19 protein-coding genes are annotated in these 25910 nt (G+C 41.1%); 18 read left to right on the top strand and 1 reads right to left on the bottom strand.

Translation table 11 applies throughout. The annotated features are described in order from the left end of the window. Positions 1-5 precede the first annotated feature (5 nt). The 7 genes from G613_RS0101810 (at position 6) to G613_RS0101780 (ending at position 7460) form a co-directional block, all read left to right on the top strand. Positions 6-1817, top strand: a complete 1812-nt coding sequence (locus G613_RS0101810; protein ID WP_029231022.1) for an ABC transporter ATP-binding protein — start codon at positions 6-8, stop codon at positions 1815-1817. Further along, positions 1814-3628: an ABC transporter ATP-binding protein gene (locus G613_RS0101805; RefSeq protein ID WP_029231021.1), complete on the top strand. Its 1815-nt coding sequence runs from the start codon at positions 1814-1816 to the stop codon at positions 3626-3628. Before G613_RS0101810 ends, G613_RS0101805 begins: the two co-directional genes overlap by 4 nt. A gap of 12 nt (positions 3629-3640) precedes the next feature. Continuing rightward, entirely contained in the window at positions 3641-4531 is an 891-nt protein-coding gene (locus tag G613_RS0101800) for a metallophosphoesterase family protein (RefSeq protein ID WP_029231020.1), read from the top strand. A gap of 24 nt (positions 4532-4555) precedes the next feature. Beyond that, a complete protein-coding gene (locus G613_RS19775; protein WP_029231019.1) occupies positions 4556-5413 on the top strand; it encodes a LytTR family DNA-binding domain-containing protein in 858 nt (285 codons plus the stop codon). Positions 5414-5415: 2 nt separating this feature from the next. Then, positions 5416-5883 carry a DUF3021 family protein gene (locus tag G613_RS0101790; RefSeq protein WP_029231018.1) on the top strand — a complete coding sequence of 156 codons (468 nt, stop codon included), beginning with the start codon at positions 5416-5418 and terminating at the stop codon, positions 5881-5883. Positions 5884-5973: 90 nt separating this feature from the next. Next, entirely contained in the window at positions 5974-6666 is a 693-nt protein-coding gene (locus G613_RS0101785) for an ABC transporter ATP-binding protein (protein ID WP_242826115.1), read from the top strand. Between the two features lie 2 nt (positions 6667-6668). Then, on the top strand, positions 6669-7460 hold the full coding sequence (locus tag G613_RS0101780; RefSeq protein ID WP_029231016.1) for an ABC transporter permease subunit: 792 nt from the start codon (positions 6669-6671) through the stop codon (positions 7458-7460). Positions 7461-7528: 68 nt separating this feature from the next. On the opposite strand, the gene G613_RS0101775 is transcribed toward G613_RS0101780, so the two are convergent. After that, a complete protein-coding gene (locus tag G613_RS0101775; RefSeq protein WP_029231015.1) occupies positions 7529-7942 on the bottom strand; it encodes a hypothetical protein in 414 nt (137 codons plus the stop codon). Between the two features lie 286 nt (positions 7943-8228). Between G613_RS0101775 and G613_RS0101770 the strand changes: the two genes are divergently transcribed. The 11 genes from G613_RS0101770 (at position 8229) to aguB (ending at position 25892) form a co-directional block, all read left to right on the top strand. Next, entirely contained in the window at positions 8229-8513 is a 285-nt protein-coding gene (locus tag G613_RS0101770; RefSeq protein ID WP_029231014.1) for a co-chaperone GroES, read from the top strand. 38 nt (positions 8514-8551) lie between these two features. After that, the gene (groL, locus tag G613_RS0101765; protein WP_029231013.1) at positions 8552-10177 is read left to right on the top strand and encodes a chaperonin GroEL; all 1626 of its coding nucleotides are present in this window, start codon (positions 8552-8554) and stop codon (positions 10175-10177) included. Between the two features lie 127 nt (positions 10178-10304). Further along, positions 10305-12785 carry an efflux RND transporter permease subunit gene (locus G613_RS0101760; protein ID WP_029231012.1) on the top strand — a complete coding sequence of 827 codons (2481 nt, stop codon included), beginning with the start codon at positions 10305-10307 and terminating at the stop codon, positions 12783-12785. Between the two features lies 1 nt (position 12786). Then, complete coding sequence (locus G613_RS0101755; protein ID WP_029231011.1) at positions 12787-16749, top strand: hypothetical protein; 3963 nt, start codon at positions 12787-12789, stop codon at positions 16747-16749. 158 nt (positions 16750-16907) lie between these two features. Then, the gene (locus tag G613_RS0101750; RefSeq protein WP_029231010.1) at positions 16908-18356 is read left to right on the top strand and encodes an aminotransferase class I/II-fold pyridoxal phosphate-dependent enzyme; all 1449 of its coding nucleotides are present in this window, start codon (positions 16908-16910) and stop codon (positions 18354-18356) included. A 94-nt stretch (positions 18357-18450) separates the two neighbouring features. Then, a complete protein-coding gene (locus G613_RS0101745; RefSeq protein WP_029231009.1) occupies positions 18451-19719 on the top strand; it encodes a hypothetical protein in 1269 nt (422 codons plus the stop codon). Between the two features lie 74 nt (positions 19720-19793). Beyond that, positions 19794-20657 carry a polyamine aminopropyltransferase gene (gene speE / locus G613_RS0101740; protein WP_029231008.1) on the top strand — a complete coding sequence of 288 codons (864 nt, stop codon included), beginning with the start codon at positions 19794-19796 and terminating at the stop codon, positions 20655-20657. Between the two features lie 182 nt (positions 20658-20839). Continuing rightward, positions 20840-22102: a saccharopine dehydrogenase family protein gene (locus tag G613_RS0101735; protein WP_029231007.1), complete on the top strand. Its 1263-nt coding sequence runs from the start codon at positions 20840-20842 to the stop codon at positions 22100-22102. Positions 22103-22269: 167 nt separating this feature from the next. Continuing rightward, positions 22270-23664, top strand: coding sequence for a carboxynorspermidine decarboxylase (locus G613_RS19620; protein WP_029231006.1), 1395 nt, complete (start codon positions 22270-22272; stop codon positions 23662-23664). Positions 23665-23692: 28 nt separating this feature from the next. Further along, the gene (gene aguA / locus G613_RS0101725; RefSeq protein ID WP_029231005.1) at positions 23693-24961 is read left to right on the top strand and encodes an agmatine deiminase; all 1269 of its coding nucleotides are present in this window, start codon (positions 23693-23695) and stop codon (positions 24959-24961) included. Positions 24962-24992: 31 nt separating this feature from the next. Continuing rightward, positions 24993-25892: an N-carbamoylputrescine amidase gene (aguB, locus tag G613_RS0101720; RefSeq protein ID WP_029231004.1), complete on the top strand. Its 900-nt coding sequence runs from the start codon at positions 24993-24995 to the stop codon at positions 25890-25892. Positions 25893-25910 lie beyond the last annotated feature (18 nt).

Here is a 25910-nt window from a genome sequence, read left to right as displayed (position 1 = left end):
TATTTATGTCATCAAACAAACGATTCAAATCCAATACGGATTTAGTACTATATTTCCTTCGTGGAAATAAAAGATTTTTCTTTTTAAGTATTATCTTTTCAGTTCTTGTTACATTTTTTGATCTTATTAATCCTAAAATCATACAGTACACTGTCGACTTCTGCATCTCAGATGCAGAGTCGGACAGTGTGCCTGTCTATTTAAAGAGTATTATGGATGGCCTTGGCGGAAGAGAGTTTCTGCGAGGTCATCTGTATTATATTGCCCTTGTAGTGGCTGTTGTGGCTTTTCTAACAGCAGCGTCAAGGTATCTTTTCAGACTCTGTAATTCCATGGGAGCAGAGAAGCTTATCCAGCGAATGAGAGATAAGTTGTTTGAACATATCATGCACCTGCCCTTTACCTGGCATGGGGAGAATCATACCGGAGATATTATTCAGAGATGCACCTCCGACGTTGATACTATCAAAATGTTCATTTCCGAACAGATGCTTGCTCTTTTCAGGATTGTTATAAGAATCATCGTTGCCATGTACTTCATGATAGGTATCAGCATACCTATGGCAATTGTTTCAGCAGCTTTTATTCCAATAATAGTTATATATTCAAGCTTTTTTCATAAGAGAATCAGAACTGAATTCGAGAGAGCTGACAGCGAAGAGGGAAGGCTTTCGGCCACTGCCCAGGAGAATCTTACCGGTGTAAGAGTTGTCAGGGCTTTTGGCCGTGAGAAATATGAAAAAGACAGATTTGTTAAGCAGAACGCGGAGTATACCCAGCTGTGGATCAATCTTATGAAGACCTTGGCTGCTTTCTGGTCATCGAATGATCTGATTTCCGGGCTTCAGGTAATGCTGATAACTGTTCTCGGTGCTGTGTACTGTGTTCAGGATTCTATTACGGTTGGCGAGTACATGGCGTTTGTTGCTTATAATGCAATGCTTGTCTGGCCTGTACGTGCTCTTGGTCGAATTATTTCCGAGATGAGTAAGGCGGGAGTATCTATTGAGCGTATTGCTTATATCATGAATTCTGAGATCGAACAGGATAAAGAAAATGCATCCGAACCTGCCATGAATCAGGATATTACTTTTGATCATGTTTCATATGCCTATGAAAACGGCGGAGGAGATGTGCTGAAGGATGTATCTTTTACCATAAAGGCAGGAACAACCTTCGGTATTCTTGGAGGAACCGGATCAGGCAAATCCACACTTATGTATCTTATGGACAGATTGTATGATCTTAAGGATGGATGCGGCAGAATCCTGGTGGGAGATACTGATATTACTGATATCAAGGCTTCATGGCTTAGAAGGAATATAGGATTTGTTCTTCAGGAGCCATTTCTTTTCAGCAGAACTCTTTCAGAGAATATTGGAATTACCCAGAAAAAGACTGATTTTGCTGAGATAAGAGCAGCAGCAAGAATAGCAGCTCTTGATGAAACTATTGAGGATTTCTCAAAGGGATATGAGACCTATGTGGGTGAGCGTGGTGTAACACTCTCAGGTGGACAGAAACAAAGAACTGCTATTGCACAGATGCTTGTTTCAAGACCTCCCGTTATGGTCTTTGACGATTCGCTTTCAGCTGTGGATACTCAGACTGATGCCAAGATAAGGCATGCACTTTCAGAGAATACTTCGGACTCCACAGTTGTACTTATATCTCACAGGATTATGACACTGATGCACGCCGATAACATAATTGTTCTTGACCATGGCAGGATTGCCGAACAGGGAACTCATGAACAGTTACTTGAAAAGGGCGGCATTTACAAGAAGATTTATGATATTCAGATGCAGGGAACATGAACGAGAATACTAATATAAAACTACCATTATTCGGAATACCAAGGCTGTTTCCGTACATAAGACAATATATTCCCAAGATAGTATTTATGGTACTTCTTGGAGTTATAAGCTCACTGGCGGACTCAATATTTCCGATTTTTAATCAGTATGCCATTGATAATTTTGTTGGCAAAAAAACTCTTGAAGGTCTGACGGTATTTATTATTCTTTATGTCATTGTACTGGTCCTTCAGGTTATTGATAATTTCATATGTACTTATATCTGCGGACAGATAGAGATGTCTGTTGACAGAGACTTAAGAAATGCTGCATTCAGTCATCTTCAGACTCTTTCCTTTGCATACTTCAACCAGAACAATGTAGGTTATGTTCATGCAAGGGTAATGAGTGATACCGGCAAGATTGGTGTCATGGTGTCCTGGAGAATGATGGATATAGTATGGCAGGGAGCCTACGTTATTTTTGTCCTTGTTATGATGCTGGTCCTTAATTTTAAGCTGGCTCTTTTGGTAATGATCCTTGTACCTATTGCAGTAATTCTGGTTATGTATTTCCAGAGTAAACTGGTGGTTTTAAACCGCAAGATCAGAGAAATCAACTCGACTATCACCAGTAATTTCAATGAGGGTATTACCGGTGCCAAGGCAATCAAGACTCTTGTAGTTGAAGATAAGATACAAGGAGACTTTGAAGAAGACACCGAGAAGATGAGGGCAACGTCTGTTCACGCCACACATTATTCCGCTTTCTTTACATCAGCGATTACAATGATGTCTTCTGTCGCACTTGCTATTGTACTTTGGAGGGGCGGTATTATTACCATGGACGGAGTAATGCAGATTGGAACACTGTCTGTTTTCCTTTCCTATGCCCTCAGTATGATGGAGCCGATTCAGAATATTATCATCACTTTGTCAGAGCTTATTGCAGTTCAGGTAAATGTAGAGAGGCTTACAAGACTTCTTGAGACGGAGTCTGATGTTTCCGATACACCTGAGGTTATCGAGAAGTATGGTGATACCTTTAATCCCAAAAAGGAAAATTGGGAACCTCTTCACGGAGATGTGGAATTTAAGGATGTGACCTTTAAGTATCCTGATGGGGACGAGTATGTGCTTGTTGACTTTAATCTTAAGGTACCCCAGGGCACTAACGTAGCTATTGTGGGAGAGACGGGTGCTGGTAAATCAACGCTTGTAAACCTTGTCTGCAGATTCTTTAAACCGACAAAGGGCCAGGTTCTTATTGACGGAAGAGATGCGGCAGAGAGATCTCAGCTATGGCTTCATTCCAATATTGGCTATGTTCTTCAGACACCGCACTTATTTTCAGGTACTGTTCGCGAGAACCTGCGATATGGTAATCCTGATGCCACCGAGGACGAAATCTGGAATGCCCTTAAACTGGTATCTGCTGACGGAATAGTAAAGCGCATGGATAAGGGACTTGATAGTGACGTGGGAGAAGACGGCGGAATGCTATCAACAGGTGAGAAGCAGCTTCTTTCTTTTGCCAGGGCTCTTCTTGCTGATCCCAAGATTCTGGTTCTTGATGAAGCTACAGCCTCTATAGATACTGTTACCGAGAAAGCAATTCAGGATGCTATCGTTACCGTAACCAAGGGGAGAACTTCATTTGTTATAGCTCATCGTCTATCAACTATTGTGGATGCGGATATCATCCTGGTAGTAAATGATGGTAAAATAATTGAGAGGGGTACTCACTCACAGCTTATGGAAAAGAGAGGATACTACTACGATCTCTTTACCAAGCAATTCGACGAAGCCAGCACTAACGAGGTATTTGGGTAATTAGGGGAAGTTATGGATATAGCAGTTTTTAGCGACATACATGGCAATTATAGTGCGCTACAGGCGTGCATAGACTATGCAGTCGGCAAGGGGATAACTAATTTTATACTCCTTGGCGACTATGTCACTGACTGCCCAAGTCCCCAGAAGACCATGGAAAAGATATACGTGCTCAAGCAGTACTTTAACACCTACATCATTAGAGGTAACAGAGAAGAATACCTTTTGAATTATAGGAAAAGCGGCGCAGGAAACTGGCGTAAGGGATCTGCTTCCGGAGCACTTCTGTACACCTATGAAAACCTTACGGACAAAGATTTTAAGTTTTTTGAATCTCTGCCTAATTATGGCGTATTTGAGATGAAGGGCTTTCCTTCTTTTGAGTATTGCCATGGATCTCCTTCGGAAACGTCAGAGCTTTTGTACAGAGAGAAAAGAAATACCAAGAAAGTACTGACGCATCTCAAAGGAAATTGCCTGATTCACGGCCATACTCATATTCAGGGAACTTATGTATATCGTGGCAAAAAAGCTATTAATCCCGGATCTATAGGAATTCCCTGGTACTACGACGGAAAAACACAGTTCTGCATTCTTCACGGATCCCCTAAGGGCTGGGAAGAAGAATATGTACAGCTTGATTACAACCGCAAAGAAATAATCAGAGATTTTAAATCCTCTGATGTCAGTAAATATGCACCTGCCTGGGCTGCTGTAACTATGCATACCATTAGGACAGGAGTTGATCTTAACCAGACTGTTCTTCTTAGAGCCATGAGACTTTGCGAACAGGAAAGAGGTAATGTACGCTGGCCCAATATACCTGAGAAATACTGGGCTATAGCTCTTAAAGAGAACTATATCGACCTCCATGGAAAAGAGATTCCGCATAACGAAGAATGAGATTGTTGAAGGATAAACGTACTAATGAATAAGATTTGGGACATATTACACAGACCGGACACGGTAGTCTTTTTTGACATAGACGGAACTCTTACTAGCTACAACTACGGAGTGCATCATGCACATCATGAACTGGATGGTAAGCCTGAGTTTCGGGATGTAAATATTTATGCCGATTGCGTAAGACTTGAGCCACTATATGAATATATAAAAGGTCATGATGTTAACAGACTTTTCTGCATTTCCAGAGAACCTCACGGACATGAGGGCTGGAAATCAGAGATGGTGGAAAGACTTTACGGTATACCCAAAGACCATTGTTTCTATACTTTGGAAGCCAGGAACAAGCCGGCAATAGTTGTAGATAAAGTTAAAGAGCTGTTCCCTGATATATCACCGGAGTCAGTGGTACTTATGGATGACAATGATGATACTTTGGGAATGTATATGGCTCAGACACCTTTTTGTACTGCCCATCCTATGCTGTTTATGGAGAAACAGGGGGGACAACAGGATTTACATCAAAGTGCAAATTATTCTGAGGTTGATAATAACAAGCTTTGGGGAAAGACTTCAGGCGGAAGTGTGTGCATTAATTTAGATGACCTTTTGTACCTTGAGTCGGTGGATGACAAATTGTTTGCTTATACCTGTGACACTGTGGCCAGAATCGAAGGAACACTTAATTCTTTTATGATGAATGCTGATGATTTGGGCTTTTTTAGATGCAGCAAGTCAATGGTTATCAACGTAAACCGGGTTACAGCCTTAAAGAGCCTTTCCTCAAATAGAATCGATGCGACTATTGAGGGCGGAGAGCATATCATAATATCAAGAAGATATGCTTCTGATTTCAGAAGATTACTTAAGGGAGACAGGTGAAGATGAAAAGTGATAAGAAACTGACTTTGTGGGAAGCTTATCTTACAAAAGAAATTGGAATAGAGTTTAAGGCATGTCTTTATTTCTTTGCCTTTTTATTTTTCTACTGTGTTTTCAGAATGCTTGGGGGAATCTTTGATGCCAGTATTCTGCATATGACAGAAATGATATTTACCTGTTATTTTATCGGCTATTTGCAGGTTTATGTGTTCTGGAACTTTGACGAGGCAGATAGTCTTGGGGCAAAAGAGATAGTAGGAATGGTTGTATGTACCATTTTGTACTGCGTTGTTTCCTGGCTTGGGAAATGGTTTGACAGGAATGTAATAGCCACACTTATTTTCTCGGCTTATGTCCTTCTTGTTTATTTTTGTGTATTTCTTATTTACAAATCAAAGCGCAGAATAGATGATAAAAAACTAAACGAAGAGCTGAGATTATTCCAAACGCAGCATAAGAAAAGTGAATGATAAGGGTTATATAGTGCATCTTACGGGAACAGATATTGTTCCCGTTTTTTTTATGTGATAAATGTAGAATTAGAAAGGGGACGAGACATTATGGAAAATGTGGTGGAAATAAGAAATCTTACGAAAAGCTATGGTAAGAACAGAGGCGTTATTGACGTATCCCTGGATATTAAGCAGGGGGATATTTTTGGTTTCCTTGGGCCAAACGGCGCGGGTAAATCCACAACAATAAGATCAATGCTAGGATTTCTTAAGATTAATTCAGGCGGCATTAAGATACTTGAAATGGACAGTGTCAAGGACCATGAAAGAATCCTTAAAGAAGTAGGTTATATGCCTTCTGAAGCCTGGTTTTATGATTCCATGAGAGTCAGTGACGTTATCAAATATGCAGCCCAGGTAAGGGGACTTGATTGTACGGACGAAGCAAGAAAGCTTTGCGAGAGACTTAAAGTGGATACAACTAAGAGAATCAAAGAACTGTCTCTGGGAAATAGAAAGAAGGTCAGTATTGTATGTGCAATGCAGCACAGACCAAAACTTTTTATCTTCGATGAGCCTACAGGTGGCCTGGATCCCCTCATGCAGAAAAAGTTCTTTGAACTTATAAACGAATATGTGGAGCAGGGTGCAACATGTCTTTTGTCAACGCATGTGTTGTCTGAAGTTGATAAATACTGTAAAAATGCTGCCATCATGAGGGAGGGCAGGCTGTCTATGCTGGACTCACCCCATATCGACGACGAGACCTTTTTGAAGTTTTATGAAGAAGAGGAGGAGTGATCATGAAAGCAGTGCTAAAAAGAGAACTTTTAAATAATATGAAAAACCTCCTGATATGGAGTTTGTCAGTGGGAATCCTGGGACTCATCTGTATACTTTTATACCAAAGTATGCAGGGGGATATGAAGGAAATGGCTGATGCCTTTTCTAATATGGGTGCATTTTCTGATGCTTTTGGAATGAGCACCTTGAGTATAGCAACCTTAAAAGGATATTTTGCTACTGAGGTTGGAACGGTACACGGCCTGGGAAGTGCCATGTTCGCTGCGATAATTGCCATAACCATAATATCCAAGGAAGAGGATTCACATACTGGAGAATTTCTTTTTTCCCTTCCTTTATCGAGAAGTAAGATTCTTGTTTGTAAGGCATTATGTATAGCTGTTATGCTTGTGGTATTTACAGTTATATGCACAGTTTTCTACATTGCAGGATTTATAATGCTGGATGAGGAAGTTCCTTATGAGCAGCTTTTAACCTTTATGGGAAGGCAGTTACTTATGAACTTTGAAATATCCGGAATCTGTTTTGGCCTTTCTTCTCTGGCAGGCAAGAACAGAACAGGACTTGGGCTTGGCATCGCCCTCATATGCTACTGCTATGATCTGATGGGAAGAGTGGTTCCTGATCTTAAGGATTATCTTTATATCGGACCTTATTCCTACGCAAATGCGGCGGAAATATTTACGGATACCAAGGCTCCTGAAAATTCTCTGGTTCTTGCATTTGTATTTATTATAATTGGAGTATTATTTGCCTTTTGGAACTACAATAGAAGAGATCTGGCAAGCTGATTAAGACAAGAAAAAGGCTGTGAAGTTATATGCTTCACAGCCTTACTTTTTGGAATGAACAAAATACATCAGATTGTTGTATCATAGGCTACCGATGTGTCTGCAGCAGTAGTCTTGTTTGCATCCTTATCATACTGCTTCAACTGATCGTCAAGCCAGGATGATTTGTACTTAGCATAGCTATCGGAACTCTCTGCCTTTTTTCCGCCGCCAAGGCTATCTACGAAATTGGATTTTGGAATGCTCTTGGTTGATGAACTGAAAGCAGATGCGCTTGTTTCCGATGAATCGGTAGCTACGGTTGTAGATCCGGTCTCTCTGTATGCATTGAGAGCAGCCTTATTTCCAACCTTATTAACATATGATTTCATCAGGGAACCATAAGAGCCGTTTTTGATCTGGGAATAATCACCAATAAGACTACTCATACTGGACATGTAGTCGTAATTTCCGGATAAACTTGAAAAGATATTTGTGCTCATATACTCACCTCCTTGAGAGCTATTAAGCTTAATGAACATAAGGAGAATCCTTCTCCCATACATACCTATACTATCTTACGATTATTATGGTTCATAGCCCTCTGTAATGCAATTAACCGCCTATTAAAATGTCATAAAAAAACTGTGAATGGCATTAGAATAACTAAATAACTTGACTTTTTGTTTTGATAGCACTAATATTAGTTCTTAGAGATTAGCACTCAATGAAACTGAGTGCTAACAAGCTTTAAAAAGTAAAGATTTTATCATATAAGGAGGCTTTATTATGAAGTTAGAACCACTTGCAGACAGAGTTGTTATTAAAGCTCTTGAGGCTGAAGAGACTACAAAATCAGGAATCGTTCTTCCTGGCGCTGAGAAGGAGAAGCCACAGCAGGCAGAGGTTATCGCTGTAGGTCCTGGCGGAGTAGTAGATGGCAAGGAAGTTAAGATGCAGGTTAAGAAGGGTGACAAGGTCATCTATTCAAAATATGCCGGAACAGAAGTTGAGATCGATGACGAGAAGCTCATCATCGTAAAGCAGAACGATATATTAGCTATCATCAAATAATCTTTTAGAAAAAATATAAATTTTGGAGGATTTTCAAAATGGCAAAGACAATTAAGTACGGCGCTGACGCCCGCACAGCTATGGTAGAAGGCGTTAATAAGCTTGCAGATACAGTAAGAGTAACAATCGGACCTAAGGGAAGAAACGTAGTTCTTGATAAGAGTTACGGTGCACCTACAATCACAAACGACGGTGTTACTATTGCAAAAGAGATCGAGCTTGAGGATGCTTATGAGAACATGGGAGCTCAGCTTGTTAAGGAAGTTGCTACAAAGACTAACGATGTAGCAGGAGATGGTACAACAACAGCTACAGTTCTTGCACAGGCTATGATCAATGAAGGTGTTAAGAACCTTGCAGCAGGCGCTAACCCAATCGTTCTTAGAAAGGGTATGAAGAAGGCTACTGATGCAGCAGTTGCATCAATCAGCAAGATGGCTACTAAGGTTAAGGGCAAAGAGCAGATCATGAGAGTGGCAGCAGTTTCATCAGGTGATGATGAGGTTGGTCAGATGATCGCTGATGCTATGGAGAAGGTTTCTAACGATGGTGTTATCACAATCGAAGAGTCCAAGACAATGCAGACAGAGCTTGACCTTGTAGAAGGTATGCAGTTCGACAGAGGATATATCTCAGCTTACATGGCTACAGATATGGACAAGATGGAAGCTACACTTGAAGATCCATTCATCCTCATCACAGACAAGAAGATTTCAAACATTCAGGATATCCTTCCACTCCTTGAGCAGATCGTTAAGACAGGTTCTAAGCTTCTTATCATTGCTGAGGATGTTGAAGGCGAGGCTCTTACAACTCTTATCGTAAATAAGCTCCGTGGAACATTCAACGTAGTAGCTGTTAAGGCTCCTGGCTATGGCGATCGTAGAAAGGCTATGCTTGAGGATATCGCAATCCTTACAGGCGGTAAGGTTATTTCTTCTGATCTTGGTCTCGAGCTCAAGGATACAACAATGGATGACCTTGGAAGAGCTAAGAGCATCAAGGTAGAGAAAGAGAAGACAACAATCGTTGATGGTCTTGGAAACAAGGCTGACATCAAGGCTAGAGTTGCTCAGATCAAGAAGCAGATTGAGGATACAACATCTGATTTCGATAAGGAAAAGCTTCAGGAGAGACTTGCTAAGCTTGCAGGTGGTGTTGCAGTTATCAGAGTTGGTGCTGCTACAGAGACAGAAATGAAGGAAGCTAAGTACAGAATGGAAGATGCTCTTAACGCAACAAGAGCTGCTGTAGAAGAGGGTATCATCTTCGGTGGTGGATCAGCTTACATCCACGCTTCCAAGGAAGTTGCTAAGCTTGTTGATTCACTTGACGGTGATGAGAAGACAGGTGCTAAGGTAGTTCTCAAGGCTCTTGAAGCTCCTCTTTACCACATCGCTAACAATGCAGGTCTTGACGGATCAGTTATTGTTAACAAGGTTAAAGAGTCTAAGCAGGGCGTAGGCTTCAATGCATATACAGAAGAGTATGTAGATATGGTTAAGGATGGTATCATCGATCCTGCCAAGGTTACACGTTCAGCTCTTCAGAACGCAACATCAGTTGCATCAAGCTTCCTTACAACAGAGGCAGCTGTAGCAACAGTTAAAGAGCCAGTTCCTCCAATGCCAGCAGGCGGCGCAGGAATGGGCGGAATGATGTAATTTAGTAATAGGTGGTTTTAAGGGCCGGGACATATGTCCCGGTCCTTTTTCTATATCTTGCCCCGTGTATTTAAAAGTAATACAATATATAGTAAAGTTTTGTTTTATTTTTTCTAGGGGGATAAAAATGGACAACACCGAAGCTAAGGGCGGCAATAGCTTTATGCTTAAAATCTGCGCTTTCATCGTTGATAAGCGCAATCTTTTCTTCCTGATTTATGCAATTCTATGCATATTCGCGGCGATTTCCAGAAACTGGGTAAGTGTAGAAAACCAGCTTTCCGAGTATCTGCCGGAAACCTCAGAAACATGGCGCGGCCTTAAACTTATGGAGGAGCAGTTTATCACCTATGGCTCAACCAAAGTAATGGTGGCTAACATCGACTATGATCAGGCTCTACTTATCAAGGAAGACCTGGAAAACATTGAGGGTGTTTTTTCTGTAGATCTGGACGATTCAGATAAACACTATAACAATGGCTCTGCCCTTTTTAATATTACCTTCGACTACAGCGAGAATGATGACATGTGCCTTGTTCTTTTGGATCAGGTTAAGGAATATTTTAAGGATTATGACTATTACTTGTCCACAACCCTTGGAGATACCCAGTCGGAGCTGATCAACAAGGAGATGAGTGTAATATCTGTTATTGTTGTATTTGTCGTTGTGGGAGTTTTGCTGCTTACGTCCCAAGCTTATGCTGAAGTTCCTGTCCTCCTCCTTACTTTTGGAAGTGCGGCCCTTGTTCAGATGGGCACAAACTTCCTTCTTGGAACTATTTCTTTTGTATCAGATTCTGTCACAATCGTGCTGCAGCTGGCGTTGTCAGTTGACTATGCCGTTATTTTCCTAAATCGATATAAGGAGGAACATGCAGAGCTTCCTTATCGTGAAGCCTGTATTGTTGCTTTGTCCAAATCAATTCCGGAGATTTCCGGAAGTTCACTTACCACAATTGGTGGTCTTATTGCTATGCTGTTCATGCAGTTTGGCATTGGTAAAGATATGGGTATAGTACTGATCAAGGCTATTTTACTCAGTCTTTTGTCAGTATTCCTCTTAATGCCGGGTATTATCATGCTCTTTGCAGGTCTTATGGAAAAGACCCAGCACAAGAACTTCGTTCCACAGATTCCATTTGTCGGTAAGTTTGCCTATGCCACAAGATATATCATTGCTCCTTTGTTTGTAGTGGTCATTATCATTGCTAACAGGGTATCTTCCAAGACTCCTTATGTTTATGGATACACTCAGATTACGCCGCCTCTGATCAATGAGGTTCAGAAGGCTCAGAATATGCAGGATGATAACTTCAGATCTGACAATATGGTGGCTTTGGTGTTCCCTTCCGGTGATTACGAAAAAGAAAAAAGGCTTATCGATGATCTTTTGACATATGATCAGGTAACCTCTGTTACAGGTCTTGCCAATACAGAGGCGCTTAACGGGTATACCCTGACGGACAAACTTACACCTAGACAGTTTTCAGAACTTTTAAATATTGATTATGAGATTGCTGAGCTTGTTTATACAGCCTATGCGGTTAATGATGAAGATTATGCCAAGGTTGTAAACGGGCTTGCGAACTATAAGGTTCCACTCATCGATATGTTCATGTTTGTATACCAGGAAGTGGAAGAGGGGTATGTAACTCTTTCTGACGAACTTATGGAGCAGCTATCAAACGCTGACAGAATGATGAATTTTGCCAAGCAACAGCTTCAGGGTGAGGATTACTCCAGAATTCTTGTATATTTAAGTCTTCCGCAGGAATCTGATGAAACCTTTGCCTTCCTTGACAAGATGCACACCATTACTGAGAAATACTACGATGAAGATAAGATATATGTGGTTGGTGAATCTGTCAGTCAGTATGACCTTAAAAAGTGCTTTTCCAGGGATAATACCGTGACCAGCGTTATCTCTATTCTGGCCGTACTTGTAGTTCTTCTTTTTACCTTCAAGTCAGCCGGAATGCCAGTGCTACTTATTGTGGTTATTCAGGGATGTATCTGGATAAACTTCTCGATACCGGCCCTTGAGCATGACAACCTGTTCTTCCTGGGCTATCTGATTGTAAGTTCTATTCAGATGGGTGCCAATATCGATTATGCCATCGTTATCGCAGGAAGATACACTGAGCTTCGTGAGACCATGGGAAAAAGAGATGCAATTATCAATACAATGAACCTGTCATTCCCGACTATTATTACTTCGGGAACTATGCTTGCTGTTGCCGGAACTCTTATTGGTAACATGACTTCTGACTGCGCAATCTATGGAATTGGTAAGTGCCTTGGCCGAGGAACAATTATTTCCATTTTGATCACCATGTTTGTTCTTCCTCAGATTCTTTTGGTAGGTGATAAGGTTATCGAGCTTACGGCCTTTGTAATGAATATGCCTCTTCAGACAAGGCAGAGAGCAGGAACTATGCGAATTGACGGACTTGTCCGCGGACATATCGACGGTAATATCAATGGCGTAGTTCATGCAATTGTAAAAGGTAATATCAGTGCTTACGTAGAAAGTAGTGATATTCAGATGCTAGATGAAGATGGAAAACCGCTGGATGTACAAAAAGAAGTAGTAGGGGAGGAGGGCTGATATGAAAAAGAGATTATGCGCACTTCTTCTTGGAGTAGTTTTTGTAACAACTTCAGCTGTTACTGCTTTTGCAGAAAACGATGATAATACTGCTGCTATAGAAGAAAGACCAGGTGTTCCAACTCCAACTGTTTCAACCGGCACTTACGAAAGAGCTTTGGAGGATGTCACAGATGTTGATGAGGATATTAAAGAGAATGTAGAAGCTGTTATTCCGGAGCAGATGGAAGAAATAAACATAGGATCAACAGAGGAATTCCTGGCTTTTGCAAATAACTGCAAACTGGATACCTGGTCTGTTAACAAAAAGGTGACTTTAACCAGCGACATTTCCCTGCTTGGATGCGATTTTACGGGAATACCATCCTTTGGCGGGATTTTCGATGGTGCAGGACATACCATCAGTTCTTTTAATGTAGATAAAGGAATGTCTTATATAGGTCTTTTTACAGAGGTTCAGAGCACAGCAGTTATTACAAACCTCAAGGTACAGGGATCAATAATCCCATCCGGTGAACAGATCAATATCGGCGGAATTGCAGCCATAAATAATGGTTACATTCATAAGTGCAGCTATACCGGAGTTATAAATGGTAATGACTACGTGGGCGGAGTTGTTGGAGTCAATAAGCTGACAGGTGTCCTGGATGACTGTAGTTGTTCCGGCTATGTTCATGGCGTTCATTTTACCGGAGGTATTGTTGGACAGAATAATGGATATGTTCTTAACTGCGTTAATGATTCCCTGGTAAATACCACAAATACGGATACTCAGATCACTATTGATTCCATGAGTACTCTGAATAAGGTTATTTCCCTGGTTAAAAATGTGAACAGTACTGATGAGGACGCTAATGCCGATGTTACAGCTTCCGATACAGGCGGTATTGCAGGACAGTCTCTTGGCATTATGACCAATTGCATCAATACCGGTGACATTGGCTATGAGCACGTAGGTTACAATGTAGGCGGTATTGCAGGAAGACATTCCGGTTATATGTTCAAGTGTACCAACAGTGCCAAGGTTCTTGGAAGGAAAGATGTAGGCGGTGTTGTAGGTCAGGCTGAGCCATATATTACGGTGGATCTTAGTACTGATATCGCTTATCAGCTATCTGAAGCTATCGGTAAGCTTCATGATCTTGTTACAGTTACGCTTCGTGATACCAAGAATCAGTCTAATGTCATTTCCAACAGGCTCTCTATTATTCAGGGCTACACCGGAAATGCTCTTAACGACGTTAAGTATATTGCAAACGGAACCATAGATTATGCCAATGGTATATCTGGGTCTGCAACAGAGGCTTTTGCAAGGGTTGACTATGTTCTTGATGAGGCTACCAAGGAAGGCGGAGCCCTGGATCATACAGAGCAGGCCATTGGAAATGTTAAGGATTCTGCAGTAGATATAAGATCTGCTTTTTCTAAGCTTGATATAGATTACTATATTGATGAAACTGGTAATAGGGAAGAATATAATGCAGCTAAAGAAGCATTGGAAGGAATAGAAGGACAATATAATGTTCTTTACAAATCTGCCTTCGAACCTTATAAAAACTATTATATTTATAACCATAAAGGGGAATATACAAATTCAAGTGATTTGGAGTTTGTCAAAGAAAATGGAGATGTTCTTGATCCGCAAACTCAGATGGCAATATTAAATGACAGCACTATAACATCAACAAATGACATTATTGAACAAACTCATGCAGCTACACCGGGATATTGGCAACATAAGGATACTGACAAAACAAGATTTCCTGCATCTAGTGAATCGCATGTAAGTTATTCAGATGATAATAATCTTAACACTGCCGCTGAATCTTATGCTGCGGAGAAAGCTGCATCATATGCTATGAACATGTATACCAATGCGGCTGGGGAAAAAGGATCTCAAGCCTATTTGGAGGATGTAGCAACTAATACTGCAAAAGCTGTTGAAATCATAACTGACGCAACTAGTCTTATGGCTGATGATGTCAGAGTTGATGCCGTGAATGGCATCGAGGATATTGAGAGAGCTGCTGAGAACCTCAAGAATGCCGGCCGTGATACCAGATCAATCCTAAATAACATTGCCGGAAGAGATAATATCGTATTTCCTACCTTTAGTGACGAATACAAAGCTCGCACAGCTTCTTTTGTTGATAACATGCAGGGCATGAATGACAACTTTGGACTTCTTAATTCTGAAATGAATGGGGCCACAGGTATTCTTGTTGATGATCTTCAGGCTGTGACGGATCAGTTCAATACCATCATGCTTCTATTCTCAGATGCAGCGGATGGCGTACTGGAAATGGACTATACTCATTCTTTTGAGGACGTATCCTTGGATGAAGCGGATACCTGTACTGACGCTACAATCGATTCCTGTGTTAATTACGGAAAGGTTGAAGGAGACATTGATGTGGCCGGCGTTGCGGGCACAATGGCTATTGAGTATGAGTATGACAAGGAAAGTGATATTACAGGTATAAAGGACAGCAAGATGAGCACTTCGTACCTGACTAAGTGTGTCATAAGAGGCTGTAATAACTACAATAACGCCGTGGGTGAAAAGAACTATGTGGGCGGAATTTGCGGCCTTCAGGAGATGGGAACCATCAAAAGATGCGCCAATATGGGTAATCTAAAGTCCAGCTCCGGTGAGTATGTGGGCGGCGTTTGCGGAAGATCAATATCCAACGTGGTTGAATCAACTTCTTCGGGAATTCTTGATGGTGCTTCTTATGTGGGCGGAATTACCGGTGATGGAATGCATATCAGTAATTGCCAGTCTCTTGTTAAAATCGAGAATTCCGATAGCTGGTTTGGTGCTATTTCCGGACATGTTGATGAGAAGGGTGTTGTAAGAGACAACTATTTTTATAGTGATGACCTTGCCGGAATTGACAGATCAAGCTACACGGCTAAGGCAGAGCCTAAGTCTTTTGATGTAAGCGAAGTTCCATATGATTTTAAGAGCGTTACCATAACATTTATGCTGGAAGATGCTGATCTTCCAAATGGTGAAAAAGTAATCAAGAAATCCAGCCAGAAGTATGGATCTTCCATTGAAGAAAAGGATTATCCTCGTGTGGATGATAAGGCAGGCTATTATGTAACTTGGGATAGAACGGCCATTGATAACCTTAAGACTGATGAAGTTATTACTGCTACCTATACCAAGTACAGAACAACCATAGGCGAAGAAAGTACATCAGGTGATGATTCGATTCATCAGGGAAGATTTTTGGTCGACGGGCAGTTCAGGGAAGAAGATAAGCTTACCATAGAGTGGACAAATACCTTTGATCCGAATTCTACTGAGGAGATGTATAAAGAAGGCAAGACGCTCTACCAGGAAGATGAACTTTTGCATATCTCTATACCCGATGACGGGCAAAAAAAGCACCGGGTAAGGTACAGACTAAACCCTGAAGACATGCTTAAGGAAATGGGATTTGGTTACGGTTTCTTCCTTGTTGGGGAAGATGGTTCTCTTAACAAATTGGAAAAAACAGGAAGTCTTGGCGAATATGACACTTACGAAATAGAAGGAAATGACGTAACTATTGATGTAAGAATGTCTACTACAAAACTCAGATTGTATTCCTATGCAGGAATTGCAATAGCAGCCTTGATTTTGCTTATATTGGTTATTGCGCTTGTGGCCATATATGTTTCGAAGAATGGAGGACTTCTTCCTAAATTGATCAATAAGCTGGCCAAGAATGTCTCCAAGAAAATCGAGGACAAGGAACAGCTCTTCTATGATGATAGTCAGGAGGATAAGACTCTGTTCAGGAAGGACAAGGATAATGCTTCTGAATCAGAAATATCAGAAAATGAAGTTCAGGCAAGCAGCGATACAGAACCTGACGCAGAAGTAAAAACAGAAACAGAAGCAGAACCGAAGGAGCCGAAAAGCACTAATAAGGCTTCAAGAAAAAAGAACAGAAAGAAAGCAAAAAAGTAAGAAAAAATACTAATTTTTTTGCTTTAATATTCTGTGATTATATAGTATGATTACCTTACTGTGTAATTAGATAATAAAAGGGGTAGCGTGTGATGAACACGCCACCTCTTTCCTTTGTGTTTATGAACAAACACGTTTATATTATGGAGGATAGGTAGTTGGATCTTACTAGGCAAAAGAAAGCCCCTGTTTATGAGGCTTTAGAGAGATTTAGAAAGCAGAGAGTAGTTCCTTTTGATGTCCCCGGACATAAGAGAGGAAGAGGAAACCCAGAGCTGGTGAGCTTTTTGGGAGACAGATGCGTAGGAATTGATGTTAATTCCATGAAGCCTCTTGATAATTTGTGCCATCCTGTTTCTGTAATCAAGGAAGCAGAGGAACTTATGGCGGATGCTTTTGGTGCGGCTCATGCATTTATGATGGTTAACGGCACAACAAGTGCAGTCCAGGCTATGGTTTTATCCCACGTCAAAATGGGAGAGAAGATCATTATGCCAAGGAACGTCCACAAGAGTGCCATCAACGCTCTGATTTTGTGCGGTGCCATTCCTGTTTATATTGATCCCAAGGTAGATACCAATCTTGGAATTCCGCTTGGAATGGAACTTGCCGATGTAAAAAGAGCTATAGAAGAGAATCCGGAAGCTAAGGCTATTCTTATTAACAATCCTTCTTACTACGGTATCTGTTCAAATCTTAAGGCTATTGTTGATCTGGCTCACGAGAATGGTATGAAGGCCCTTGTTGATGAGGCCCATGGTACACACCTTTATTTCGGACCTAATCTTCCACTTAATGCTATGGCTGCAGGTGCAGATATGGCAGCTATCAGTATGCATAAGTCCGGAGGAAGTCTTACACAGAGTTCAATTCTTTTGTGCGGACCGGATGCAAACATTGGTTATATCAGCAGAATTGTGAACCTTACTCAGACTACCAGCGCAAGCTACCTTCTTCTTGGAAGTCTTGATATTTCAAGGCGTAACCTTGCACTTAACGGAGCTGCCAGCTTTGAAAAGGTTACCAAGATGGCTCAGTATGCAAGAGAAGAAATCAATGATATCGGCGGCTACTATGCTTACGGTAATGAGCTTAAAAATGGCGGCAGCATCTACGATTTCGATGAGACCAAGCTTGTTGTAAACACAAGGAAGATTGGTCTTACCGGTATTGAGGTTTATGACCTTCTTAGAGACGAATACGACATTCAGATGGAGTTTGGAGATCTCTCTAATGTTATGGCATATATTTCAATTGGTGACAGACTTCAGGATATTGAGAGACTTGCAGGAGCTCTTGCTGATATCAGAAGACTCTATGCTAAGCCTGAGCAGAGCTTTTTCTCAGCTGAGTATGTGACACCTATTGTAAAGGCAACTCCTCAGGAAGCGTTCTATGCAGAAAAAGAATCTCTTCCTATTGACGAGACTGTAGGCAGAATCAGTGCTGAGTCAGTTATGTGCTATCCTCCGGGAATACCGATTTTGTCTCCGGGAGAGGTTATTACTGAAGAAATCCTTGATTATATTAAGACAGCAATGGCTAAGGGTTGCTCAATGCAGGGACCTGAGAGTGAGGATATTTCCGAACTGTTTGTTATCAAGTGATAGATATTTTTTTGAATATAATTCTTTGCAACTATAGGATGGAAGGATATGTCTTATAGGTGTAAAGAATAATATATTTTTTTGGGAGGTTATTATGAAAAGATCTTTTGTTAAAGGTGCAGCCTTTTTATGCGTAGGTGTACTGATGCTTACAGGGTGCGGCGCAAAGGAAACAAGTGATGCTCAGGTAGAAGCAGGAGAAGAGGTTGCTGCGCAGGCGTCTTCATCTGAGCCGGCAAGCCCTATCGATGAGGTCCCGTTTGACTACCTTGCAATGGATATTTATGAGTGCAGCTATGGCGATGAATTTGAAATGAGTAAGAACCTTCGCCAGGCTCTTTCTGATTATATTTTCATCAAGAATTTATGTAGCCCTTCTGAGTATACAGGAGAAGGATGGAAGAGTACTTTTTTACAGTGGTTTATTTCTAATGAGTGCGACGTAACCCTTTATGAGAGTAAGCTTATCAGCAAGGACGGATACAATTTTACCAAGGATCAGATTGAGTATATTCAGCATTCACTCACTGGTAAATATGTTTCTTTTGATGAGTATTTCGCAGATTCAGATACTTTGGACTGCTCTTATGTGCAGCCAATGGCGCCAACTTACACATTGGATATCACATCACAGGTTGATGATGGTGATGCTATTAACCTTGAGCTTAATGCTGTAAACAAATCTGGCAAAGAAATTCCTGTAATTGCCAAGCTCTACAAGAATCCTTACAGCTGCTACGACGGATATAGTATTGTTGAGCTTAGTATTAAGGGAGATATGGAATTTTCTGAAGAAGAAAAGACTATGGAGAATAACGGAAATACAGTTATTTATCCTGCATATAGTGTTCCTTCAGATTATCCTCAGCTTCAGGCTGCTTTTGACGAAGTGAATGGTGAGCTTGAGAAGATTGCAGGAGAAATCCTTGCTTCCGGAAACAGTCAGACCCTTAGTGGAATCGAATTCAGAAGGGATGAACTGGCTTTTGGTATTGAATTTGACTATGATTTAAACGGCAAATATACCATAAGTAAATTTAATATCGACACTCAGGAAGGTAAGCTCCTTACTCCATCTGATATTTTTGTGATGGATGATGCGTTTTATGATAAGGTCTTAGAAAAGGTTCTATCAGCTGCAGATGAATATGGCAAGGAGCTTAGCTATTCAGGAGACGAGCTAAGGAGTAAAATAAAAGAGTATCTTGAGTCGGATCCACGAGATTATGTTATGCTAATGAATGATAATGCAGACATTTTCTTTTATAATGGTGTTATTACAGATGAGAAAAATAACGTAACTATAAAGTTTGATTTTGACGAAGATGCAGACTCTTTCAAAAAGGACTTTAAGGTCAGATAATTGAGTTGTGTGTGATTGGAAGTTTAAGCCCATGCGACGGGGCGGCTTCTGATAAGGAGAATGATATGGCAGAGATGGATTATTGGTTTAGTGACATGCATACCGGAAACGTCAAGATAAGTATCAGACTTTCCAAACAACTCTTTTCCGGTACCAGTGAATTTCAGAGAATTGATGTGTTTGATTCTCCTGAGTTTGGCAAGTTTCTTGCTTCAGACGGTAATATCATCTTTTCCGAGAAAGACGAGTTTACCTATGATGAGATGATTGTTCATGTGCCTATGGCAGTTCATCCCAAGGTTCAAAGAGTCCTGGTTCTTGGTGGCGGTGATGGCGGTGTAGCAAGAGAGCTTTGCCACTACGATGAGATCAAGGTAATTGATGTGGTAGAACCTGACAATATGTTTGTGGATGTATGTAAACAATATTTCCCAGACAACGCTGTTGGACTTGAGGATGACAGAGTTCATATTTATTATCAGGACGGTCTTAAATATCTTCGTAAGTGCGAGGATATGTACGACCTTATCATCAATGATGCTACAGAACCTCTTGGACATGAGGCAGGTCTTTTTACCAAGGAGTTCTATGGAAGCTGTTACAAGGCTCTTCATGATGATGGAATCATGGTTTATCAGCATGGAAGCCCATTCTATGATGAGGATGAAGAGAGCTGCAGAGCTATGCACAGGAAGGCTTACAGAGTTTTCCCTGTGAACAGAGTTTACCAGGCTCACATTCCTACATGTCCTGCGGGATACTGGCTCTTTGGATTTGCCAGCAAGAAGTATCATCCCCTCAAGGATTTCAATCCTGACAGATGGGATGAGAGAGGAATCAAGACCTGGTACTATACAACACATCTTCACAAGGGCGCCTTCATGCTGCCTAAGTATGTTGAAGATTTGCTTCAGGAAGAAGAAGATATGTCTAGATAACATGGTCATAAGTGATTGCCAATGCAAGCTTGCTTGCGAATTGGCATATTACTTCATGACCTGAACAAGCATGAGGAAAAAGTGGGGTAGGGGCCCCATGATTTCCGAATGATTGTAGGATTGTGAGAGTGCGAAGCACGGAACAATCCGATGTTATATATAGTGAAGAAAAGGAGAAAAATATGGGAAGACTTTTAGTTATAGGTTGTGGCGGCGTTGCTCAGGTAGCTATTCAGAAATGTGCTCAGAACAGCGGCGTTTTCACAGAGATGTGCCTTGCATCAAGAACTGTATCTAAGTGTGATGCACTCAAGGATAAGCTTGAGAAGAACGGCACACCGGTTAAGATTACAACAGCAACAGTTAATGCTGATGATGTTAATGATGTGGTTAAGCTTATCAAGGAGTACCAGCCTGATGCAGTGCTGAATGTAGCACTTCCTTATCAGGATCTTACAATTATGGACGCTTGCCTTGAGTGCAAGGTTGACTATATTGACACTGCTAACTACGAGCCTGAGGATACAGATGAGCCTGTATGGCGTGCAGCATATGAGAAGAGATGCAAGGAGAAAGGCTTTACAGCTTATTTCGATTACAGCTATCAGTGGGCATACATGGATAAGTTCAAGGAGGCAGGAATCACAGGTCTTCTAGGAACCGGATTTGACCCCGGTGTAACTAGCGTATTTGTAGCTTACGCTAAGAAACACTATTTTGATGAAATCCATTCAGTCGACATTCTTGACTGTAACGGTGGTGATCATGGCTATGCTTTTGCAACAAACTTCAACCCTGAGATCAATCTTCGCGAAGTTAGTGCAAACGGCAGCTACTGGGAGGATGGCCACTGGATTGAGACCAAGCCTATGGAGATTAAGAGAGAGTATAATTTCCCTCAGGTAGGCCAGAAGGATATGTACCTTCTTCACCACGAGGAGATTGAGGCACTTGGCCGCAACTTCCCTGAGATTAAGAGAATACGTTTCTTCATGACCTTCGGTCAGAGCTATCTTGATCATATGAGATGTCTTGAAGATGTTGGAATGCTTTCAACAACTCCAATCAAGTTTGAAGGCCAGGATATTGTTCCTATTCAGTTCCTGAAGGCACTTCTTCCGGATCCTGCAAGCCTTGGCCCTAGAACAGTTGGAAAGACAAATATTGGATGTATCTTCCGTGGTATTAAGGATGGCAAGGAGAAGACTCTTTACATCTACAATGTATGTGACCACCAGGAATGCTACAAGGAACTTGGTAGCCAGGCTATCAGCTATACAACTGGTGTTCCAGCCATGATCGGTACAGCTCTTGTAATGAGCGGCAAGTGGAAGAAACCGGGCGTATTCACAACTGATGAGTTTGATCCGGATCCATACATGGAAATGCTTAATGAGTTTGGTCTTCCATGGGTTGTTGATGAGAATCCTGTTTTGGTAGACTAAAGAAAAATTCTAATATATATGATTTTTAAAGTTGTTACCCTTGCTACGGGTAACAACTTTTTTGTGGTCGTATATCATAATATCCTTACTAAAGAAAATATGTCGGTATTTATGGTAAAATGCAATAGTAGGGTTTTATAACATAAACTGTTTATGGAGGGAACCTGATGAATTTGAACGATATTAAAACTCCCGCATATGTTATAGATGAAAAGAAGCTTAGAGAGAACCTGGAGATTCTGGACAGAGTGCAGAAAGAATCCGGGGCTAAGATTCTTCTTGCGCAGAAGGCATATTCTGTATATCAGACATATCCTCTTATCGCAAAGTATCTTACCGGAGCTACAGCTTCCGGGCTCTATGAAGCAAGACTTGCTCATGAGGAAATGAAGCTTGAAAATCACGTATATGAGCCGGCTTTTGAGGATGAAGAGATGGGAGAATTATGCAATATTTGTGACCACATTGTCTTTAATTCTCTTAATCAGTTAGAGCATCACAGGCCTACCTGGGAACAGGCGGCAAAAGAGGGAAAGATATCCGTTGGACTTAGAATAAATCCTGAATATAGTACCCAGGAGGAACACGAGATATATGATCCTTGTGCAGATGGCTCAAGACTTGGAATCAAGCTTGCAAACATGCCGGATGATTTGCCTGAGGGCGTTGAAGGACTTCATTTCCATACTCTTTGCGAGCAGGGATTTGAGCCGCTGTTAGATACATTTTTATTTGTTGAAGATAAATTCTCTGGATATTTTCCGAATCCTGTCAGCGAAGTTAATATTGGTGACTACGGTTATGCCATGATGCATAGAGCCGGTTTCGACAGAATACGTGAGAATATTAGTTCTAACGTGAGCGCAAGTATTGGCGGCGCCATTAATACGGACGATTATAAGAGTATTAATGAGAATATATATAAGACCGGTGAGGTTTCTTTAGAGCATACTACTAATACGGATACTGCTTCCATGGAACCTAACGCTAATGCAGATGAGGAAAACAAATCCAGAACCAGAATCAAATGGATAAACCTTGGAGGTGGACATCATATCACAAGAGAAGATTATGATGTAAAGGGACTTATTGGTCTGGTGAAATATATTAAGGATAAGTATGGCATTGATGTATATCTTGAGCCGGGAGAAGCTATAGCTCTGGATGCCGGTTACCTTGTTACTACTGTTATGGATATTGTTCCAACTCAGAGAATGCCGGTACTGATTCTTGATACTTCTGCGGCTTGTCATATGCCGGATGTTCTTGAAATGCCTTACAGGCCACCGCTTCGTGATTCCGAGGAACCGGGAGAGCTTCCTTATAATTACAGACTTTCTTCAAGGACCTGTCTTGCCGGTGATATCATAGGCGATTATAGTTTTGAACATGAAATTTTTATCGGAGACAGGCTGTTTTTCGAAGATATGGCAATTTACAGTATAGTCAAAAACAATACCTTCAATGGCATGCCACTTCCTGATATAGATATTCTTCATGAGAATGGAGAAGTGGAAGTGATCAGGAAATTTGGGTACGAAGATTTTAAGATGAGACTGTAAAAGTAATTCTATACTAAGGAGATGTGAATTGGCTGATATTACAAATTCAGTACCAAGAGAAGATAATTTTTACATGCCTGCTGAATTCTCAAGGCATGACGGAACTATAATGATATATCCTGTAAGACCCGGAAGCTGGGGAAAAGACAGGACCGGTGCGCTTCATTCTTTTGCTAATGTATTTATAGAGATTATGAAAAGAGAGAATCTCTATCTTTTAGCAGAGAAGGATCATTGGAAGGAAGCAAAGGATTTCTGTGATGAGATAATAACTGACTATGTACATGGAACAGGTAAACTGGTAACTCCCTGTACCAAGGAGGAAGAAAATCGAATCATAGCAGAAGGAGAAGACCTCTATAAGGAAGCAGATTGTCTTTATACAGTATCTGATGTTCTGGAGAACAGATGCCTGATTCTTCCTATAGAATCTGATGATGCCTGGGCAAGAGATGTGGGGCCAACATTTGTAACTAATGGTAATAAAGAAATCCGCGGCATTGACTGGAAATTTAATGCCTGGGGCGGAGAAGTGGACGGACTGTACGCTTCCTGGGATAAGGATGATGCAGTAGCAGAAAGATTCTGCGATATGATAGAGATTCCTGTGTATGATGCTGGTGATTTTGTGCTAGAGGGCGGATCCATTCACTGTGATGGTGAAGGTACGGCCATGGTTACTGAGACCTGTCTTTTAAGTGCAGGAAGAAATCCTGATCTTACCAAGGAGCAGATTGACTATAAGTTAAAAGAATATCTGAATGTGGAGAAGGTTTTATGGCTTCCGTTTGGTATTTATAATGATGAGACCAATGAGCATGTAGACAATGTGTGTGCATTTACTGCTCCGGGAGAAGTGGTCCTGGCCTGGACTGATGATGAGAGTGACCCGCAATATGCTATGTCTTTAGCTGATCTTGAATATCTGGAAAAAGAAACAGATGCAAAGGGTAGAAAAATAAAGGTTCATAAGCTTCCAATCCCTGAAAAGCCTATACTGATTACTGAAAAAGACCTTTCAAATTATGAGTTTGAGGAAGGTGAGGATTTCAGAGAGGTTGGAGAAAGACTGGCTGCCAGCTATGTGAACTTTTACTTTGTAAATGGTGCTGCTCTGGTTCCACAGTTTGGCGCAGATAATACAGAAAGCGACAAAAAAGCTCTGGAAATTTTAGGAGAGGTTTGTCCTGACAAGGAAATTGTGGGTATACCTGCAAGAGATATACTTCTTGGAGGCGGCAATATTCATTGTATTACCCAGCAGATTCCGGAGAATAACCTTGGCGAAACAGAATAATAGATTAAATTAGTTAGGATGATTAAGTGACATGAGTGACAAGATAAAGGTTGCCTGCGTGCAGTTTGCCTGTGGTGAAGTTGCAGATTCTGACGCGCAGCAGGTGCAAAGAAATATAGAGACTGCAGATAGACTTACAAGAGAAGCTGCGAAAAGTGGTGCAAAGATAATTCTTTTATCTGAGCTATTTGAAAGAAAATATTTCTGCCAGGAAAGAAGATATGATTACTATGAACTGGCACTTCCGCTTGAGGAGAATCCTGCTATAGAGTATTTCAAAAAGCTTTGTGCAGAGCTGCATGTTGTAATGCCTATTTGTGTATTTGAGAAGGACGGTAATGTTTTCTATAATTCGGTTGTTATGATCGATGCAGATGGAAAAGATTTAGGAGTGTATCGCAAAACTCACATTCCCGATGACCATTATTATCAGGAAAAGTTTTATTTCACTCCCGGAAACACCGGATTCAAGGTATTTGATACATCCTATGGAAGGGTTGGAGTGGGGATTTGCTGGGATCAGTGGTTCCCTGAGACTGCCAGATGCCTGGCTGTCGGAGGCGCTGATATTATCCTGTATCCTACAGCTATTGGTTCAGAACCTATCCTGGATGTGGATAGTTCAGGACATTGGATGAGAACCATGCAGGGGCATTCTGCTGCCAATATTATTCCTGTTGCAGCAGCCAATCGAATCGGAAGAGAAGACGTAGAGCCTTCTGAAGAAAACGGTGGTCAGAAATCCAGCCTTACTTTCTACGGAAACAGCTTCCTTACAAATGAAACAGGTGAAGTGATTTCAAGAGCTTCAAGGGATAAGGAAGAAATTATATATGCTGAGTATGATTTTACGGAAATCGGCAAGATGAGATCTTCCTGGGGATTGTTCCGTGACAGAAGACCTGAGTGCTATAATGCTTTGACTAATTGAGGGGGAGAAAGGACAGTA

This window comes from Butyrivibrio sp. VCB2006, assembly GCF_000420945.1.
Lineage (GTDB): Bacteria > Bacillota > Clostridia > Lachnospirales > Lachnospiraceae > Butyrivibrio.
The sequence above is the reverse complement of the archived record's forward strand: the minus strand, read 5'-3'. Positions and strand labels throughout refer to the sequence as shown.

What these genes read in the sequence shown, in the direction of transcription:
- G613_RS0101800 (WP_029231020.1), top strand. Translation starts at nt 3,641, where the DNA reads ATGGATATAGCAGTTTTTAGCGACATACATGGCAATTATAGTGCGCTA.
- G613_RS0101770 (WP_029231014.1), top strand. Translation starts at nt 8,229, where the DNA reads ATGAAGTTAGAACCACTTGCAGACAGAGTTGTTATTAAAGCTCTTGAG.
- G613_RS0101790 (WP_029231018.1), top strand. Translation starts at nt 5,416, where the DNA reads ATGAAAAGTGATAAGAAACTGACTTTGTGGGAAGCTTATCTTACAAAA.
- G613_RS0101780 (WP_029231016.1), top strand. Translation starts at nt 6,669, where the DNA reads ATGAAAGCAGTGCTAAAAAGAGAACTTTTAAATAATATGAAAAACCTC.
- G613_RS0101785 (WP_242826115.1), top strand. Translation starts at nt 5,974, where the DNA reads ATGGAAAATGTGGTGGAAATAAGAAATCTTACGAAAAGCTATGGTAAG.
- G613_RS19620 (WP_029231006.1), top strand. Translation starts at nt 22,270, where the DNA reads ATGAATTTGAACGATATTAAAACTCCCGCATATGTTATAGATGAAAAG.
- G613_RS0101810 (WP_029231022.1), top strand. Translation starts at nt 6, where the DNA reads ATGTCATCAAACAAACGATTCAAATCCAATACGGATTTAGTACTATAT.
- aguB (WP_029231004.1), top strand. Translation starts at nt 24,993, where the DNA reads ATGAGTGACAAGATAAAGGTTGCCTGCGTGCAGTTTGCCTGTGGTGAA.
- G613_RS0101735 (WP_029231007.1), top strand. Translation starts at nt 20,840, where the DNA reads ATGGGAAGACTTTTAGTTATAGGTTGTGGCGGCGTTGCTCAGGTAGCT.
- G613_RS19775 (WP_029231019.1), top strand. Translation starts at nt 4,556, where the DNA reads ATGAATAAGATTTGGGACATATTACACAGACCGGACACGGTAGTCTTT.
- G613_RS0101755 (WP_029231011.1), top strand. Translation starts at nt 12,787, where the DNA reads ATGAAAAAGAGATTATGCGCACTTCTTCTTGGAGTAGTTTTTGTAACA.
- G613_RS0101760 (WP_029231012.1), top strand. Translation starts at nt 10,305, where the DNA reads ATGGACAACACCGAAGCTAAGGGCGGCAATAGCTTTATGCTTAAAATC.
- G613_RS0101745 (WP_029231009.1), top strand. Translation starts at nt 18,451, where the DNA reads ATGAAAAGATCTTTTGTTAAAGGTGCAGCCTTTTTATGCGTAGGTGTA.
- G613_RS0101805 (WP_029231021.1), top strand. Translation starts at nt 1,814, where the DNA reads ATGAACGAGAATACTAATATAAAACTACCATTATTCGGAATACCAAGG.
- groL (WP_029231013.1), top strand. Translation starts at nt 8,552, where the DNA reads ATGGCAAAGACAATTAAGTACGGCGCTGACGCCCGCACAGCTATGGTA.
- speE (WP_029231008.1), top strand. Translation starts at nt 19,794, where the DNA reads ATGGATTATTGGTTTAGTGACATGCATACCGGAAACGTCAAGATAAGT.
- G613_RS0101775 (WP_029231015.1), bottom strand. Translation starts at nt 7,942, where the DNA reads ATGAGCACAAATATCTTTTCAAGTTTATCCGGAAATTACGACTACATG.